The following is a 17,114-nucleotide window of genomic DNA, read 5'->3' as shown; positions in this document are numbered from 1 at the left end:
ACCGTTGCTGCGTGGGCATCGGTTTCTTTGAAAATGAAGCTAGCGGATATTCCCGCACAAAACAAATATATATCCGATGGGGTATGGAGCGGTGTCTTTTCATTGACAAAAGGCGTATAGTGCCCGGATCGAACGCCCCGCCCGTCAGCGTCCGTTCATTTGATCCAGAGCCTTCCGGCTCGCAGTGATCCCCCTGATTTCGTTTCCCCCGATGGGTGCTCTGTGTTGAACGAGTGGCGGGTGGCGTTGGAGCATTCCATGACTGATACGACCTTTGCCGACCTCGGGTTGGCCGATACCCTTTTGCGTGCGCTGGAAACCTCCGGGTACCAGCACCCGACCCCGATCCAGGCCCAGGCCATCCCGGAAGTCCTGAAGGGAGGCGACCTGCTGGCCGCCGCCCAGACCGGCACCGGCAAGACGGCCGGCTTCACCCTGCCGATCCTGCAGCGCCTTTCCACCTCGGATGCGCCGCAGGCCGGCAATGGCCGCCCGCGTTGCCTGGTGCTGACCCCGACCCGCGAGCTGGCTGCGCAGGTTCACGAATCCGTGAAGACCTACGGACGCAATCTCAAGATGCGTTCGATGACGATCTTTGGCGGTGTGAACATGAACCCGCAGATCAAGGCCCTGCGTGATCGCATGGACATCGTGGTGGCGACGCCGGGGCGTCTGCTAGATCACGCCAATCAGAAGACCATCGACCTGTCCGGTGTCGAGATCCTGGTACTCGACGAGGCCGATCGCATGCTCGACATGGGCTTCATCCGTGACATCAAGAAGCTGATTGCGATGATGCCGAAGAACCGCCAGAACCTGATGTTCTCGGCGACCTTCTCCGACGAGATCCGCAAGCTGGCCAACGGCCTGCTGAACAACCCGGCGGAGATCGACATCGCGCCGCGCAACACGACCGCCGAGGGCGTGAAGCAAAGCGTGCACCTGGTCGAGACCAGCCAGAAGCGCGAGCTGCTGAGCCACCTGATCCGCACCAACAAATGGGAACAGGTGCTGGTGTTTACCCGCACCAAGCATGGCGCCAATCGCCTGGCCGAGAAGCTGTCGAAGGATGGCGTGCGCTCCGAGGCGATCCACGGCAACAAGAGCCAGGCGGCGCGTACCAAGGCGCTGAAGCAGTTCAAGTCCGGCCAGGTGCCGGTCCTGGTAGCCACGGATATCGCTGCGCGCGGGCTCGACATCGACCAGCTGCCGCAGGTCGTCAATTTTGAGCTGCCGAACGTGCCGGAGGACTACGTGCATCGCATCGGTCGCACCGGGCGTGCCGGCTCCGACGGCGCCGCGCTGTCGCTGGTGGACGGTGAGGAGATCAAGCTGCTGAAGGGCATCGAACGCCTGATTCAGCGCCCGATCGACCGTATCGAAACCGAGGGCTTCGCCACGCCGAAGCCGGCTGCCAATGACGGCAACGGCAATCGCCGTGGTGGTCCGGGTGGCAAGCCGGGCGGAGGCGCCCGTAGTGGCGCCCCGCGCAACGGTCGCGGTGGCAAGCCCGGTGGGGGTCGCGGCGGCAACGGTCGCCCGTCCGCCAACGGCAACCGCGCGGCTCGCAGCCGGTAAGCGGACCCGCTAACGCAGTACCGCGAACCCGCGGTCCCGAGTCTCGGGCCCGCGGGTTTTTTGTGTATGGGTATCGGGGGTGAGGCGAGTGCCTGCTCAAGGGCTTTATTCACCACGAAGCGCACGAAGAAGGTCAAGGCCAAAGGCCTATCAACTCAGAGGACACAGAGAAAGGACGAATTCTGTCCGGAACGTCTGTTAGCCATGGCCGCTGGCCCGACCGCTGAAACCAAGCGAGCCCCCTGCTTCAAGTTGAAAGCCTTTCCATCCTCTCCGTGAACTCCGTGTCCTCTGTGGCGCAATCGCCCTTGATCTTCTTCGTGTCTTCATGCGCTTCGTGGTGAGACGATTTCCTGATTAGCGATAAGAGTCAGCCAGTGCCGGGGGGCCTTTGGGGGGGCGTGCATGGCCCGCCCCGGGGCACTTGGATCCAGGCCTTGTTGGGGATGTCACCATCGCGGAGCGCCTTACCCCTGCCTGGTCATCCCGGCCGGAGCGAAGCGAAGAGCCGGGATCTCCCCCGTCGGGGCAACCCCCAACCGCAGAGATCCCGGATAACCGCTACGCGGTTTCCGGGATGACCAGGCTGGGGGCGGCTGGAAACCCGGGCCGGCACGGTCATTGGGCCTGGCTGATGATTGTTGCTAATCAGGAGCGATTTTTGGCTTGTGGTGGGACCTGGGGTTGACCCGGATCAAGACGATAGGGGCGGGGCGGATGGATACTGTGTCGGGCTCAAGACCGGGACCGGCTGGTCGTTAAGGGACGGAAAGGAGGGCGTCGATGAAGATTGGACCGTTGGGTGGGCTGCGACTGAAGCTGATTATCCTGGTGATCGTGGTGAGCACCGTGCCGTTGTCCATCATGGGCGGCGTGACCTTCCACACCATGAAGGGTGATCTGGCCGCGGGTGTGGACGCGGCGCTGGTGACCCAGTTGTGGTGGCTGCTGTGGGTGCTGTGGATCGTCGCGTTCGTGGTGGCGCTGGGTATTGGCTGGTTCTACGCCAATGTGCTGACGCGCCCCATGGAGCGCCTGGCCGAGGGGCTGGAGGTGATCGGCGAGGGCCGAGCGGATCTCGGGCACCGAGTGGAGGTGACGACCGACGACGAGATCGGGCGCACCGGCGCGGCCTTCAACACGGTGATGGGCCGGCTTTCGGGGCTCATTCGCCAGGTTGCCGACGCGGCGGACGGGATTGCCGCCTCGGCGCGGCAGCTGGATGGGCGCAGCAATGAACTGACGCGTGCCACCCACGAACAGCGCGGTGATGTGGAGCAGGTGGTCACGGCGATGAACCAGATGTCTGCCACGGTGCAAGAGGTCGCCAACAACACGCAGAGCACGGCCGAGAGCGCGGGGCAGGCGACGCGTGCGGCGGAAGGCGGGCGCACCGTGGTGCAGGCGACCCAGGGTGCGATCAACACGCTGGCCGGCGAGATTCGTCAGGCGAACAATGTGATCGTGGAGCTGAAAGGGGACAGCGACAACATCGGCACGATCCTGCAGGTGATCGAGGAGATCGCCGAGAAGACCAACCTGCTGGCGCTCAACGCGGCCATCGAGGCGGCGCGGGCCGGCGAGGCCGGGCGGGGCTTCGCGGTGGTGGCGGACGAAGTGCGCCACCTGGCGCAGCGCACGAACGACTCGACCGGGGAGATCCGCGAGATCATTCAGCGCCTGCAGGGCGGGGCTACCCGTGCGGTGCAGGCGATGGAGGTCAGCCAGCAGCATGCGGAGACCTCCGTGGCGAAGGCGGGCGAGGCCGGCGAGACCCTGGAGTACATCCACGACTCGGTGACCGCCATCGACGACATGACCCGCCAGGTGGCCAGCGCGACCGAGGAGCAAAGCCAGGTGGCGGAAGAGATCAACCGCAACATCCACCACATCAACGATATTGCCGTGCGCAACGCCGACGGGGCGAACGAGATGCAGCAGGCGGTGGAGGCGCTGGAGGCCTTGGCGCAGCAGCTTCAGGGCGAGGTTGCGGGGTTCCGTCAACAGGCGTAACGGCCGAGCCAGGCGCAGCGCAGGTTCGGCTCGCCATCCTGGGAAACCGGGGGTGGTGTGTTGTGACGCCGGATAAGCGACCGCAAGGCCTTGCAACGGGGCTTCAGAAGCCCCGGCGCAGGGCGTCGAAGCCCAGAGCGACGTCGTCGGGGTCGGCACCGGGCTCGATGCGCAGGCGTTCGCGCACCATGTTTCGATCGATGTGGGATTCTTCGATGGCGGTGCCCGGCAGACGGTAGAGCCACCAGGCCAGCGCCGCCTGGGTGCGGGTCTCCGACCAGGGTTCCAGGTCGGTGCCGATCCGCTCGGCGTGGGCGCCCAGCTCCTCGTTGAAGAACGGTTCCAGCCGGTCCAGTGCCGCGAGCGGGTCGGGCATCTCCGGTCGCTCGCCGTCCAGTGCCTCCGTGGCGCGCGCCAGCTCCTGGCGGGCGATCTCCGGCCAGATCTGCGATGGCAGGTAGCCCTCCATCGCCGGGCGACCCGCCGCGGTGATGCCGTGCAGGTAGCCCTGTTCGGTCTGCAGGTAGCGATCCAGCGCCCGAAGGGCCTCGTGTGCCCACTCCAGTGTGTCCCTGTCTTCCAGCACTCGCGCCATGTTGGCGAGGGCGGCGATCGCCTGGCCCGAGGTGTCGGCGTAGGTGTTGCGGTCGACCTGCGGCGGGTCGGTTTGCGTGCGCGTCTCCGGGTCCAGCTGGTAGTAGTCGCGGTCGGCGTACTGGCTGTTGCCGAAGCGCAGCTGGCGGCTGTCCCACAGGTGGTCTTGCAGGTAGTCGCGGATGCCGCGGGCGATCTCGGCGTAGCGTTCGTCGCCGGTGGTGTCATGGGCCTCGGAGAACAGCCACAGGAACGCCGCGTTCTGGTCCAGGCGCTTGGAGGTCTCCAGTGCCAGGACGGGGTCGCGCTGGTCCGGATCGTGAAAGAAGAAGAAGCCGCCTTCGACCTCGTCGTAGAGGTCCTCCGCGATCTGGTCGAGGAGCCCGGGCATGCGATCCCGCCACCCTTCGGCGGTGAGCAGGAAGCGATAGGTCCAGGGCTGCGGGCGCTTGCTGAGGGTGCCGAAGGTGGCGCTGCCGCTCAGGCGGTCGGCGCGGGCATCGTAGACCTCGTCGAGCATCTCCATGAAGGCTTCAAGATCGTCGATCGCGGCATCGTCCGGCGTGATCTCGCGACCGGTGACCGAGAACATGTCCCGCTGGGCCACCAGGATGTTCTGCAGGTCGCGGGCATTCACGTGACCGGTAAAGCGGGTCAGCATCTCGTCCTCGTGATTCACGATGACCACGAAGGGCAGGCCGCGGCCACCGTAGCGCCGGAACAGATCCGCACGTTCGTCCAGATCGACCAGGACCGGGATGTAGTGCTGGTCGATGGTGTCCACCACGTCGGGGTTCTCCAGGGACTCGTCCTGGAAGTCGCGGCACCAGGTGCACCACTGGCCGTGAAAATAAAAGAAGATGGGCCGCTCGCGTGCCTCGGATTCCTCGAAAAGCTGGCTGTCCCAGTCCTGCCAAGAGATCGCGGAATCGGCGGGGTAGTCCTCCGCGGCGGCCGGCAGCGCGAGCAACAGCAGGACGAGTCCCGCGCCGAGTCCGCATGCGGCGGACCACTGGATGCGGCGTATGGCGGGCAGCTTCTTGATGTCGATGGATCGAGTCATGGCGGGTGCTTCAGATCGTTGTGTCTATTGGTATAGACCAATGGGAGAATTGAGCGTTCGTGCCCGGGGCGGGTGATAGGATGGCCGGACTTATTGGGGCAATTGTGGTGAATGCATGAACGTCGAACGCGCCGGGCGCCGCGCCCTGCATCATGTCGAAGTGGCCGTGCTGGTGGTGATCGCCATCGCCACCGTGATCGCGATCCTGCAGGAGATCGCCACCATGGTCTCGGCGATGTGGGTGGGATTGGCCGACCTGCTGTTGCTGTTCATCTTTCTTGAGGTGCTGGCGATGGTCGGGATCTACTTGCGTTCCGGGCGTCTCCCGGTGCGCCTGCCGATCTACATCGCGATCGTCGCGCTGGCGCGTTACGTGATCATCGACATGAAGGACATGGACGTATGGGAGCTGATCGCGGTGACGGCCGGGGTCCTGATTCTGGCGGGCGCAGTGCTGGTGCTTCGCTACGGGCATGTCCGGCTCCCGTATGACGACGAAGGTCGCATGACGCCGGGGATCGAGGACGATCCGGCGAAGGAGCGCGACGTGCCGAAGGGGCGCTACGGGTCCGATCGATGACGCGGCCGGGTGCAAGCCGGCGGGTGATTCACCTGTTGCCCGGCCTGTGGGCAGCGCCCGAGGGTACGGTGGCCGGGGCGCCTCCGCTCTCTGTGCGACGTCTGGCGCGCTGGCTCGGACGGGCGCGGAGCGGGGTCAGCGGCACGGAAGCACCAGGATGGGAGGCCGCGTTGGCCGAGCGGCTGGGATACCGGCCAACCGCTTCCGGATGGCGAACCTGGCTGGTCCAGCCGGTGCAGCTGACTGCGGGGATGAAGGACCTGGTGGCCTATCCGGTGGATCCGGTGTCGGAGGCCGAGCGCGAGGCCTTGTGGTCGGCTGCACAGCCGGAACTGGAGGTGGCCGGGGCGACCTTGGCGCTGAGTGAAGACGGCTTGTGGGAGATGCGGATGGACGCCGAGGGCGATGCGTCGGGCCGGCCACCGTCGATCGGCATGGGGCGCGCCATGGTGGCGCCGTCGATGCAGGGCGATGTAGCTCGGCGCCTGCAGGTACTGGCCAACGCCTTGCAGATGGCCTGGTTCCAGCACCCGGTGAATCTGGCGCGCGAGCGGGAGGGGCGTGGGGCCGTGCATGGCCTCTGGCCCTGGTCGCCCGGGCATCCCGGTGGCCCAACGAGTGTGGGCCGTGTGTGTGGCGGCGGTGTGGTCGCGCACTGGCTGGCGCGGGGTGCCGGCATCGACTGGGCAGCCGACCCGGCGGCCGACCCGGCGGAATCCGGCGATACCGTGGTCGTCGTCGAGGCACTGGAGGCGGCCCCGTCGCTCGAGCGCCGGCTCGAGCTTCTGGAGTCGGTTGCCGACGACGTGGTGGCACCGAAGCTGCGGGCTCTGCTCCGTGGCGGCCTGGGCGCGCTGGAATTTGTTGATCCGCAATCCACGGCCGGGTCGGGCGCCGGCGCCCTGGTGCTGGAACGCCGCGACGCGCTGGCGTTCTGGCGCCGTCCCCGCCGGCCCTGAAGCCGCTGTCGGGTGTTATACTGCCCGGCTTTTCTCGCCACGTGATCGAACCTGCCGTGCGCGCCACGGCACCCGACGGAAACTGCCATGGAACTGAACGCGCTGTATTCCCTGATCGATGACCTGAAAGGCCGCCTGGAAGGCCTTAGGGGGTATCTTTGACTACCCTGCCAAGGAAGAACGGCTAGAGGAAGTCCAGCGCGAGCTGGAGCAGAACCCGGATATCTGGAACGACCCGGAGCAGGCCCAGGCGCTGAACAAGGAGCGGGCCCAGCTTGAGGGCGTGGTGGTCAACATCCGCGAGATCGGCACCCAGCTGGATGAAAGCCGGGACCTGCTGGAGATGGCCGAGGCGGATGGCGACGAGGAGACGGCGGCGTCAGTCGAGGCCGATGTGGAGGCGCTGACCGCGCGTATCGAGGGCCTGGAGTTTCGCCGCATGTTCTCCGGCGATATGGACGAGGCCAACGCCTACCTCGATATCCAGGCCGGTTCCGGGGGCACCGAGGCCCAGGACTGGGCCAACATCCTGCTGCGCATGTACCTGCGCTGGGCCGAGCACAAGGGCTTCAAGGCGGAGGTCACCGAGCTCTCCGAGGGCGAGACCGCCGGGATCAAGAGTGCGACCGTGCACATCCAGGGCGAGTACGCCTTCGGCTGGCTGCGCACCGAGACCGGCGTGCATCGGCTGGTGCGCAAGTCGCCGTTCGATTCCGGCAACCGCCGGCATACCTCGTTCGCGTCGGTGTTCGCCTCCCCGGAGATCGACGAGAACTTCGAGATCGAGATCAATCCGGCCGATTTGCGGGTCGATACCTATCGCTCCTCCGGCGCCGGTGGTCAACACGTGAACACCACCGACTCGGCGGTGCGCATTACCCACGTCCCAACCGGAGTGGTGGCGGCGTGTCAGGCCGGGCGTTCGCAGCACAAGAACCGCGAGATGGCGATGAACCAGCTGCGCGCCAAGCTGTACGAGCGCGAGCTGCAGGAGCGCAATGCCGAGAAGCAGGCGGTGGAGGACACCAAGTCCGACATCGGCTGGGGCAGCCAGATCCGCTCCTACGTGCTGGATCAGTCGCGGATCAAGGATCTGCGCACCGGCGTGGAGGTCGGGAACACCCAGGGTGTGCTCGACGGCGACCTCGACCCCTTTATTGAAGCCAGTCTCAAGAGTGGCTTGTAAGTCTATCTATTGCATGGATTTCTGATGACCGAAACCACTGACGAGAACAAGCTGATCGCACAGCGCCGCAGCAAGCTGAACGAGCTGCGCGCGGCCGGTCCGGCGTTCCCCAACGATTTCCGTCGCGATGCGCTGGCGGGTGCGCTGCACGCCGCGCACGACGAAACCGAAGGCGAGGCGCTGGAGGCCCAGGGGATTCGCGTGACGGTCGCCGGGCGCATGGTCGGCAAGCGCGTGATGGGCAAGGCAAGCTTCATTCGCCTGCGCGATCAGTCGGGCGACATCCAGTTGTTCGCGCAGCGTGACAGCCTGCCGGAGGGCGTGTACCCGGCGTTCAAGCAGTGGGATCTGGGCGATATCGTCGGTGGCCAGGGCACGCTGTTCAAGACCAAAACTGGGGAATTGACGGTCCAGCTCGACGAGCTGCGTCTGCTGACCAAGAGCCTGCGTCCGCTGCCGGAGAAGTTCCACGGCCTGACCGATCAGGAACAGCGGTATCGCCAGCGCTACGTGGACCTGATCACCAGCCTGGACAGCCGCGAGCTGTTCCGCACCCGTACCCGGATCGTGCGCTACATCCGCGAGTACTTCGAGGATCAGGACTTCATCGAGGTGGAGACCCCGATGATGCAGGTGATCCCGGGCGGGGCGACCGCGCGGCCGTTCACCACCCACCACAACGCGCTGGATATGCCGCTGTACCTGCGCGTCGCGCCAGAGCTGTATCTCAAGCGCCTGGTGGTCGGCGGCTTCGAGAAGGTCTTCGAGATCAACCGCAATTTCCGCAACGAGGGGTTGTCCACGCGGCACAACCCCGAGTTCACCATGCTCGAGTTCTACGAGGCGTTCGTGGACTACCGCGCGCTGATGGATCGCACCGAGACCCTGCTGCGTGGGCTGTGCGAGGACGTGCTGGGCACGACCACCATTGAGTACCAGGGCGAGAGCTACGATTTTGGCAAGCCGTTCACCCGCATGAGCGTGCGCGAGGCGATCCTGGCCCACAATGCGGAGATCGCGGACGCCGACCTGGACGACATCGAGAAGGTGCGCGCGCACTGCGAGCGCCTGGAGATCCCGATCAAGCCTAGCTTCGGTCTGGGCAAGCTGTGGACCGAGATCTTCGAGTACACCGCCGAGAACCAGCTGCGTCACCCGACCTTTATTACCGCCTATCCGACCGAGGTCTCGCCACTGGCGCGGCGCAACGACGATGACCCGTTCGTCACCGATCGCTTCGAGTTGTTTGTCGGCGGGCGCGAGATCGCGAACGGCTTCTCCGAGCTGAACGATCCGGAAGACCAGGCCGAGCGCTTCCGCGCCCAGGTCGCGGAGAAGGACGCCGGTGACGACGAGGCCATGCACTTTGATGCCGATTACATCCGCGCGCTGGAGTACGGCCTGCCGCCGACCGCCGGGGAGGGCATTGGCATCGACCGCCTGGTGATGCTGCTGACCAACAGCGCTTCGATCCGCGACGTGCTGCTGTTCCCGCACCTGCGCCCGGAGGCCTGAACCCTCCCTCGCGCGTCGGTCATACCGACCGGGGTCGGTTCGAGGGCGGCGAAGGGGGCAGCGTTTCGTCAGTCGCGTTCGAGTGACAGCAGCGTAAAATTTTCGCCATCGAGTCGGATGTTCAGCTCGTCGCCGTCTTCGGTGATGCCCTCGATCTCGATGACGCCGTCGTCTTCGAACTCGATCTCCTTGAAGCGGAGCATGCCGTGATCCCGCGCGACGGCCGCTGAGCGGAGAATCATCTGGGCGGTCATGCCCGCCGCGTGATCGGGGTCGCGTACGCGTTCTTCGCGAAGCAGATCACCATCCAGATTAAACCGGGTCTCCATGCGCAGTTGTGCGTCGTCCCAGCCCTTGAGGACGAATTCCCGGTCACTTTCTGCCTCCAGTTCCTCGAAGGTCTCGAAACCGTGTTCCTGGCCGATGTCGACGATGGCCTCTATCGACTCGAGCGCGATGGTGTCGGACTGACCCGGGCTACACGCGGCAAGAAGAAGGAGGGCCGGGGCAGCGGCAAGCGAGAGAAGGCGAAGATTCATGAGTTCGAGACCTGATAGGGCGTTGGGGCCGATACAGGCGAGTTTAGTTCTACGAATGCAAGGCAGCCAGCGCGCGTCAGGGAAAATGCACATTCATCAGCGTTTCCCTGGGTTCGATCGCGCTTGAGTTTCAGGATTGGGAAGCCCTCGATACTCAGTTTGCTCTCGATTTCCGCGTCCCGCGAACTCTCGTTCTCGAGCTCGTTGGCGTTCCAGCCTTCCAATTCAAAGCGACGGGCACCCTCGTCCACTCGATCTCTTTTGGGTATCGATGTAGACGAGGCACCTTGAAGTCAGTCTCCGACCGGTTCCAGCAGCAGTGCCGCGAGCGGCGGGAGGTGCAGATAGAGCGTGGCGGGATGGCCGTGACGTTCGATCGGCTCGGCGTAGGCTTCTGCCGGGCCGCGTGAGCCTCCGCCGTAGACCTCCGCATCCGTGTTCAGGGTGACCCGCCAGCGCCCGGCATGCGGTGCGGGTACCGGATAAGCCGCGCGTTCCATGGGCGTCAGGTTCAGCACCACGACCACCTGGCGTCCCTGGTGATCGCGGCGCACGAAGCTGATCGTGGAGTGTTCGGCGTCGTCGCAGTCCAGCCAGTCGAAGCCGTCCGGCTCGAAGTCGCGGGCGTGCAGGGCCGGGTCTTTGCGGTACACGCCGTTCAGGTCGCGCACCAGGTTCTGCAGGCCCTGGTGCAGGGGGTACTGCAGTACGTACCAGTCCAGCTCGCGTTCCTCGGACCATTCGGTGCCCTGGCCGAATTCCTGTCCCATGAACAGGAGCTTCTTGCCGGGATAGAGCCACTGCCAGCTGTAGAGCAGGCGCAGGTTGGCGTGTTGCTCCCACTCGTTACCGGGCATGCGCCCGCGCAGGCTGCGTTTTCCGTGTACCACCTCGTCGTGCGAGAACGGCAGGACGAAGTTCTCGCTGTAGGCGTAGAGCTGGCCGAAGGTGAGCTGGCCATGGTGGTGGTTGCGGTAGATCGGGTCCATGCCGAAGTAGGTGAGGGTGTCGTGCATCCAGCCCATGTTCCACTTCATGGTGAAGCCCAGCCCGCCCATCGACGGCGGGCGGCTGACACCCGGCCAGGCGGTGGATTCCTCGGCAATCATGGCGACGCCGGGGTGGCTGGTCTGGACCGTCTCGTTCAGGTGCTTCAAGAAGTCGATGGCCTCGAGGTTCTCGTTGCCGCCGTGGATGTTCGGCAGCCAGTCCTCGCCCTCGCGGTCGTAGTCGCGATAGAGCATCGAGGCCACGGCATCCACGCGCAGACCGTCGAGGTGGAAGTCCTCGATCCAGCACAGGGCGCTGGAGAGTAGGAAGTTGCGGACCTCGGGGCGGGAGTAGTTGAAGATCAAGGTGCCCCAGCCGCGATGCTCGCCGATGCGCGGATCGGCATGTTCGTACAACGCGGTGCCATCGAAGCGCGCCAGCGCGAACTCGTCGCGCGGGAAGTGGCCGGGGACCCAGTCGAGAAGCACGCCCAGCCCGGCTTGGTGGGCCTGGTCGACGAAGTAGCGAAAGTCGTCGGCGTCACCGAAGCGCGACGTGGGGGCGAAAAAGCCCGTGCTCTGGTAGCCCCAGGAGCCATCGAACGGGTGTTCGGTGATCGGCAGCAGCTCGAGGTGGGTGAAGCCCATGTCGCGCGCGTAGGGCACCAGGCGCTCGGCCAGTTCGCGATAGTTGGGCCATTCGCCCTCGGGGCTGCGCTGCCAGGAGCCCAGATGCACCTCGTAGATGCTCATGGGCCGGTGTTTCCAGGCCTCGGGGTCGCGGTTGCGCATCCAGTGGTCGTCGTCCCAGGCATAGGAGCTGGCGGGCTGGATGCGCGAGGCGGTCTCGGGCCGCACCTGGTAGGCGCGAGCATAGGGGTCGGTCTTCAGGTGAAGGCTGCCGTGCTCGCGGTTGCGGATCTCGAATTTGTACAGCGTCTCCGTGGCCAGCCCCGGGATGAACAGTTCCCAGATGCCGCTGCCGGAGTGGACCGTCATCGGGTGGCAGCGGCCGTCCCAGCGATTGAAGTCACCCACGACCGAGACACGCTCGGCGCTGGGGGCCCAGACGGCAAAGCGCACGCCGTCGATGCCGTCGCGGGTGAGCGGATGGGCGCCCAGCATGCGGTGGGCATGCCAGTGGCGCCCCTCGGCGAACAGGTGACGATCAAAATCCGGCAGATCGGGGGCGAAAGACCAGGGGTCAACGTGGTGTAATGTCTCTGTGCCACCCTCGGGAATCCAGTGCAGTGTCGGGTGCGCGGGGAGCTCGTCACCCGCGCCCTGCCACAGGAACAAGCCCGGAAAGCCGGGTGCCGCCATCAGGGGTTGTACCCGGTCGTCAGAAAGCGTGATGGAGGCCTCATTTGCGTGCGGCAGCCAGGCACGGTAACAGACCGTTTGTTGATCCAGCGCATGGTGTCCCAGGACGCTATGGGGATCATGGAGCCGAGCCTCGGTCAGGCGTGCTAACGGGTCATCGACGGAACGGGTGCATTTGTCGGGGGCTGTTGCCATACTCGGATCCAACTCGCATTTCGTATGTGGAACGACGGAATTCGGGTTTACGGTCTCTAGTACAACACGACTAAGCAAGGAAGGGTGCATGACTCCGCAACCGCAACGCTACGTTAGCCGCCTGACCCGGGAGACCCTGGCCCTGATCCTAGCCGGCGGGCGCGGCTCGCGACTGAAACAACTGACGCTGTGGCGGGCCAAGCCGGCCGTGCCCTTTGGCGGCAAGTTCCGCATTATCGATTTCCCCCTGTCCAACTGCATCAACTCGGGCATCCGTCAGGTGGCGGTGGTGACCCAGTACAAGGCGCACTCGCTGATCCAGCACATGCAGCGCGGCTGGAGCCTCCTGCGCGGGGAATTCGGCGAGTTCATCGAGCTGCTGCCGGCGCAACAGCGCATCGAGACCTCCTGGTATGCGGGAACGGCCGATGCGGTCTACCAGAACATCGACATTATCCGGCAGCACAATCCGAGCTACGTACTGATCCTGGCCGGGGACCACATCTACAAGATGGACTACGGCCAGATGATCGCCTTCCACGTGGAGAGCGGCGCGGACATGACCGTGGGCTGCCTGGAGGTAGAGCAAGAGCGCGCCAAGGCCTTCGGGGTGATGGGCGTGGATGCCTCCAGCCGGATTACCTCGTTTGCCGAGAAGCCGGAGGAGCCGGCGCTGATCCCCGGCAGCAAGACCCACTCGCTGGCCTCCATGGGGATCTACGTGATCAATACCGACTTCCTGTTCGAGCAGCTGATCAAGGATGCCGACGACACCTTTTCCAGCCATGATTTCGGCAAGGACATCATTCCCGGCATCATCGAGCGAAACCAGGTGATGGCCTACCCGTTCCGCGACGAGCAGGGCGTGCGCCAGGGCTACTGGCGTGATGTGGGGACCATCGACTCGTACTGGCAGGCCAACCTGGAGCTGATCGGCGTGACCCCGGAACTGAACCTGTACGATTCGGAATGGCCGATCTGGACCTACCAGGAACAGCTGCCGCCGGCCAAGTTCGTGTTTGACGACGAGGACCGGCGCGGCATGGCGATCGACTCCATGGTCTCCGGCGGCTGCATCATTTCCGGCAGTACCGTGCGCCACTCGCTGCTGTTCTCCAACGTGCAGGTGAACGCCTGCGCCACGGTCGAGGACTCGGTGATTCTGCCGAGCGTGACCATTGGCGAAAACTGCGTGATCCGCAATGCGGTGATCGACAAGGGCTGCAAGGTCCCGGACGGGACCGAGATCGGGGTGGACGACGAGGCCGATGCCCGCGACTACTTCGTCTCTCCGGGTGGAGTGCGCGTGGTCACGCCCGAAATGCTGGGCCAGGCCACTCATCATGTCCGCTGAATCCGGCAGTATCACCGCGCTCGCCACCCAGCCGCCGCAGCTCGATGTGGTGTTGTGCTGGCACATGCATCAGCCGCAATACTACGACTCGGGCGCGGGTGAGTACGTGTTGCCGTGGACCTACCTGCACGCATTGAAGGACTACACCGACATGGCCGCGCACCTGGAGGCCTGCCCCCAGGCGCGCGCGGTGGTGAACTTCGCCCCGATCCTGCTGGAGCAGATCGCCGATTACGGCGAGCGGCTGGAGGCCGGTATTGGCGACCGCTCGAGCTTTGGCGATCCGGTGCTGGACCTGTTGCAGATGGACATCGTGCCGGTGGACCCGGTGCAGCGCCGCGAGATCCTGCGCGTGTGCCTGCGGGCGCATGCCCCGCGCATGATCGAGCCGTTTCCGCTGTTCGAGCGCCTGGCGGCCCTGGCGCGCCAGGCGCTGGAGGATCCGGTGCTGCTGGCGCACCTGGATAACCGCTATTTCCAGGATCTGGCGACGTGCTACCACCTGGCCTGGCTGGGCGAAACCGTGCGCCGGGCCTATCCCGAGGTGCAGGGCTGGCTGAAAGTCACGACCGCCTTTAATCGTGATGTCCGGGGCCGGCTGCTGAAGCTGATCCGTGACGAGGTGAAGGCGATCCTGCCACGCTATCGTGAGCTGGCGCAGCAGGGGCGGGTGGAGCTGTCGTTTACCCCGTATGCCCACCCGATCATGCCGTTGCTTCTGGATCTGGATTCCGCTCGCGATGCGATGCCGGATATCGCCCTGCCGCAGGCCCCGGTCTACCCGGATGGCGAGGCCCGCGTGCGCTGGCACATCGAACGTGGGCTGGAGGTGTTCGAGCAGTATTTCGGTTTTCGCCCGCGTGGCTGCTGGCCGTCGGAGGGGGGCATCAGCGAGGCGACCGTGCGCCTGCTGGATGACTACGATATCTGCTGGACGGCCAGTGGGCAGACCGTGCTGGGTAACAGCCTGGCCGCAGCCGGTCAGACGGCCGAATCCAACACCGGATCGGCGGAACAGGAGGGCTGGCTGCATCGACCTTATCGGTTGGCGGACGCCAAAACCGAGCTGTTTTTCCGTGATGACGGGCTGTCCGATGCCATCGGTTTTCGTTATGCCGACTGGCATGCCGACGACGCAGTCGGCGATTTCGTCCATCACCTGGAGAACATTGCCGCGGTCTCGCCCGAGGGTGGCGTGGTGGCGGTGATCCTGGATGGCGAGAACGCCTGGGAATACTACCCGGACAACGGCTTCCATTTCCTGCGGGCGTTGTATGAGCGCCTGGCGGAAAACCCGCGACTGAACCTGTGCACCTTCTCCGACGTGTGCCAGCGCAGCGGGCCGCGCGCGGATCGCGGCGAGCTGCCGGGCATGGTGGCCGGGTCCTGGGTCTACGGGACCTTCTCCACCTGGATCGGTGATCCCGACAAGAACCTCGGCTGGGACCGCCTGATCGAGGCCTGGACGGCCGTGGATCAGGCAATCGCGCAGCGCCCTGCGCTGGATACGCCGCAGTTGCGCAAGCAGTTGGCGGTGTGCGAGGGCTCGGACTGGTGCTGGTGGTTCGGGGAGTACAACCCGGCCGGGTCGGTCAGCGACTTCGAACAGCTCTACCGCCGTCACCTGGCACGGCTGTACCAGCTGGCGGACCTTGAAGTGCCCGAGTCACTGGGCGAGGTGCTGTCGGTCGGGGGTGGTGATCCCGCCGCTGGCGGCACCATGCGCAAGGGACAGTAGTCCATGGAGGCGGGTGAAGAGCACTGTAATCCGCTGATGCAGCGCCGCCGGGCCGGCATTTTGCTGCATCCGGTCTCACTGCCGGGCCCGGGCCCAGTGGGGACGCTCGGGCAGGAGGCCTTCCGGTTTCTGGACTGGGCGCGGGATGCGGGGTTCAGCCTGTGGCAGATCCTGCCGTTGCATCCGCCGCAGGAGGACGGTTCGCCCTACGCCAGTATCTCGGCCTTCGCCGGCGATGTGCGCCTGATCGACCCGCAACGGTTGGCCGCACGGGCGGGGCTGGATGCGGACGACGGGCCGGTCGAGACCCTGCTGAAACAGGCGCGGGAGCGGCTGGGGCAGGCGGGCGAGGGCTGGGCGCAGGCCTACCAGGCCTTCCTTGATGCCCAGGGTCCGGTCTGGCTGGATGATTTTGCCCGTTTCGTGGTCATCTGCGGCCGCGAAGATGGCCGCCCCTGGTGGGAATGGCCGGCCGCATTGCGCGACCGCGATCGGGCCGCCCTGGCGGCCGTGGAGGCCGAAGCGGCCCAGGCCTTGGAGGCCGTGCGCTTCGCCCAGTTCGTCCTGTTCGACCAGTGGCAGGATGTACGCGAGCATGCACGCAAGCAGGACATCCTGATCCTCGGCGACATGCCGATCTTCGTGGCCCACGACTCGGCCGAGGTCTGGGCCCACCGCGACCTGTTCGACCTGGACGCCACGGGGCATCCGCAGACCGTGGCCGGCGTGCCGCCGGATTACTTCTCCGAGACCGGGCAACGCTGGGGCAATCCGCATTACCGCTGGGATCGTCTTGCCGAGCGCGGATACGACTGGTGGGTGGAGCGCATGCGCTGGACGCTGGAGACAGTGGATGCCGTGCGAATCGACCACTTCCGCGGCTTCGAGGCGAGCTGGGCGGTCCCGGCAAGCGAGCCGGATGCGACTCAGGGCCACTGGGTGCCGGGGCCGGGTGCCGACTTCTTCGAGCAATTGCAGGCTCGTTTGGGTGTGTTGCCGCTGCTGGCGGAGGATCTGGGCGTGATCACGCCGGAGGTCACCGAACTGCGCCTGCGTTTCGATCTGCCGGGCATGCGCATCCTGCAGTTCGCCTTCGAAGGAGGGGAGGACAACCCCTACCTGCCGGCGAATCACGATGAACTGAGTGCGGTGTATACCGGGACCCATGACAACGACACCACGCTGGGCTGGTTTCGCTCCCTGGAGCCGGCCATGCAGGAGCATGTGATCGGGACACTGGATGAGGGCCCGGCCGAGGAGATGCCCTGGCCGCTGATTCGTGCGGCCTGTCGTTCACCGGCCCAGCTTGCGATCCTGCCGATGCAGGACGCCCTGCACCTGGGATCGGAGGCGCGCATGAACACCCCCGGCACAGTCGGTAACGGCAACTGGAGCTGGCGCTTTGGCTGGAACCAGCTGCCCGATGGACAGACCGAGGCGCTGCGTGCGCTGGCGCAGGAGACGGGTCGCCTCGACTGACGGTCCGGC

At 65.5% G+C, this 17,114-nt stretch carries 12 protein-coding genes; 9 read left to right on the top strand and 3 right to left on the bottom strand.

The window, feature by feature from the left end:
• The first annotated feature begins 258 nt into the window (after positions 1-258).
• Together F618_RS0109215 and F618_RS0109210 are read left to right on the top strand one after the other, a co-directional pair.
• Positions 259-1,578 (top strand): DEAD/DEAH box helicase, encoded by a 1,320-nt coding sequence (locus F618_RS0109215; protein ID WP_018951780.1) that lies wholly within the window; start codon positions 259-261, stop codon positions 1,576-1,578.
• Positions 1,579-2,361: 783 nt separating this feature from the next.
• Complete coding sequence (locus tag F618_RS0109210; RefSeq protein ID WP_019568393.1) at positions 2,362-3,591, top strand: methyl-accepting chemotaxis protein; 1,230 nt, start codon at positions 2,362-2,364, stop codon at positions 3,589-3,591.
• A gap of 103 nt (positions 3,592-3,694) precedes the next feature.
• Here the strand turns inward: F618_RS0109210 and F618_RS0109205 are convergent, their stop codons facing one another.
• Positions 3,695-5,248: a DUF255 domain-containing protein gene (locus F618_RS0109205; RefSeq protein WP_019568392.1), complete on the bottom strand. Its 1,554-nt coding sequence runs from the start codon at positions 5,246-5,248 to the stop codon at positions 3,695-3,697.
• A gap of 115 nt (positions 5,249-5,363) precedes the next feature.
• Here F618_RS0109205 and F618_RS0109200 point away from each other — a divergent pair, with 115 nt between their 5' ends.
• From F618_RS0109200 to lysS, 4 genes are all read left to right on the top strand, one after another.
• Positions 5,364-5,828 (top strand): phosphate-starvation-inducible protein PsiE, encoded by a 465-nt coding sequence (locus F618_RS0109200; RefSeq protein WP_018145887.1) that lies wholly within the window; start codon positions 5,364-5,366, stop codon positions 5,826-5,828.
• Between the two features lie 170 nt (positions 5,829-5,998).
• On the top strand, positions 5,999-6,787 hold the full coding sequence (locus tag F618_RS0109195) for a hypothetical protein (RefSeq protein ID WP_019568391.1): 789 nt from the start codon (positions 5,999-6,001) through the stop codon (positions 6,785-6,787).
• An 87-nt stretch (positions 6,788-6,874) separates the two neighbouring features.
• Positions 6,875-7,973 (top strand): peptide chain release factor 2 gene (prfB, locus tag F618_RS0109190; protein WP_155984856.1). Its coding sequence is split into 2 segments (ribosomal slippage): positions 6,875-6,946 and positions 6,948-7,973, totalling 1,098 coding nucleotides; the frame shifts between segments, so codons are not numbered across the junction.
• Between the two features lie 24 nt (positions 7,974-7,997).
• A complete protein-coding gene (lysS, locus tag F618_RS0109185; protein WP_019563495.1) occupies positions 7,998-9,488 on the top strand; it encodes a lysine--tRNA ligase in 1,491 nt (496 codons plus the stop codon).
• Positions 9,489-9,556: 68 nt separating this feature from the next.
• On the opposite strand, the gene F618_RS0109180 is transcribed toward lysS, so the two are convergent.
• Together F618_RS0109180 and glgB are read right to left on the bottom strand one after the other, a co-directional pair.
• Positions 9,557-10,027 carry a PepSY domain-containing protein gene (locus F618_RS0109180; RefSeq protein ID WP_018937774.1) on the bottom strand — a complete coding sequence of 157 codons (471 nt, stop codon included), beginning with the start codon at positions 10,025-10,027 and terminating at the stop codon, positions 9,557-9,559.
• A gap of 293 nt (positions 10,028-10,320) precedes the next feature.
• Positions 10,321-12,534: a 1,4-alpha-glucan branching protein GlgB gene (gene glgB / locus F618_RS0109175; RefSeq protein WP_081620878.1), complete on the bottom strand. Its 2,214-nt coding sequence runs from the start codon at positions 12,532-12,534 to the stop codon at positions 10,321-10,323.
• An 88-nt stretch (positions 12,535-12,622) separates the two neighbouring features.
• Here glgB and glgC point away from each other — a divergent pair, with 88 nt between their 5' ends.
• The 3 genes from glgC to malQ are packed head-to-tail and all read left to right on the top strand — an operon-like array spanning position 12,623 to position 17,105.
• The gene (gene glgC, locus F618_RS0109165; RefSeq protein WP_019568388.1) at positions 12,623-13,888 is read left to right on the top strand and encodes a glucose-1-phosphate adenylyltransferase; all 1,266 of its coding nucleotides are present in this window, start codon (positions 12,623-12,625) and stop codon (positions 13,886-13,888) included.
• Positions 13,878-15,626: a glycoside hydrolase family 57 protein gene (locus F618_RS0109160; protein WP_019568387.1), complete on the top strand. Its 1,749-nt coding sequence runs from the start codon at positions 13,878-13,880 to the stop codon at positions 15,624-15,626. The genes glgC and F618_RS0109160 overlap by 11 nt, the downstream gene beginning before the upstream one ends.
• Before the next feature lie 3 nt (positions 15,627-15,629).
• Positions 15,630-17,105 (top strand): 4-alpha-glucanotransferase, encoded by a 1,476-nt coding sequence (malQ, locus tag F618_RS0109155; protein ID WP_019568386.1) that lies wholly within the window; start codon positions 15,630-15,632, stop codon positions 17,103-17,105.
• Positions 17,106-17,114 lie beyond the last annotated feature (9 nt).

Origin of the sequence: Thioalkalivibrio sp. ALMg13-2, from assembly GCF_000381185.1 — a bacterium.
Classification (GTDB): Bacteria; Pseudomonadota; Gammaproteobacteria; order Ectothiorhodospirales; family Ectothiorhodospiraceae; genus Thioalkalivibrio; species Thioalkalivibrio versutus.
The sequence above is the reverse complement of the archived record's forward strand: the minus strand, read 5'-3'. Positions and strand labels throughout refer to the sequence as shown.

Coding starts and splice junctions, on each gene's coding strand:
- F618_RS0109215 (WP_018951780.1), top strand. CDS start 259: ATGACTGATACGACCTTTGCCGACCTCGGGTTGGCCGATACCCTTTTG.
- F618_RS0109210 (WP_019568393.1), top strand. CDS start 2,362: ATGAAGATTGGACCGTTGGGTGGGCTGCGACTGAAGCTGATTATCCTG.
- F618_RS0109205 (WP_019568392.1), bottom strand. CDS start 5,248: ATGACTCGATCCATCGACATCAAGAAGCTGCCCGCCATACGCCGCATC.
- F618_RS0109200 (WP_018145887.1), top strand. CDS start 5,364: ATGAACGTCGAACGCGCCGGGCGCCGCGCCCTGCATCATGTCGAAGTG.
- lysS (WP_019563495.1), top strand. CDS start 7,998: ATGACCGAAACCACTGACGAGAACAAGCTGATCGCACAGCGCCGCAGC.
- F618_RS0109180 (WP_018937774.1), bottom strand. CDS start 10,027: ATGAATCTTCGCCTTCTCTCGCTTGCCGCTGCCCCGGCCCTCCTTCTT.
- glgB (WP_081620878.1), bottom strand. CDS start 12,534: ATGGCAACAGCCCCCGACAAATGCACCCGTTCCGTCGATGACCCGTTA.
- glgC (WP_019568388.1), top strand. CDS start 12,623: ATGACTCCGCAACCGCAACGCTACGTTAGCCGCCTGACCCGGGAGACC.
- F618_RS0109160 (WP_019568387.1), top strand. CDS start 13,878: ATGTCCGCTGAATCCGGCAGTATCACCGCGCTCGCCACCCAGCCGCCG.
- malQ (WP_019568386.1), top strand. CDS start 15,630: ATGGAGGCGGGTGAAGAGCACTGTAATCCGCTGATGCAGCGCCGCCGG.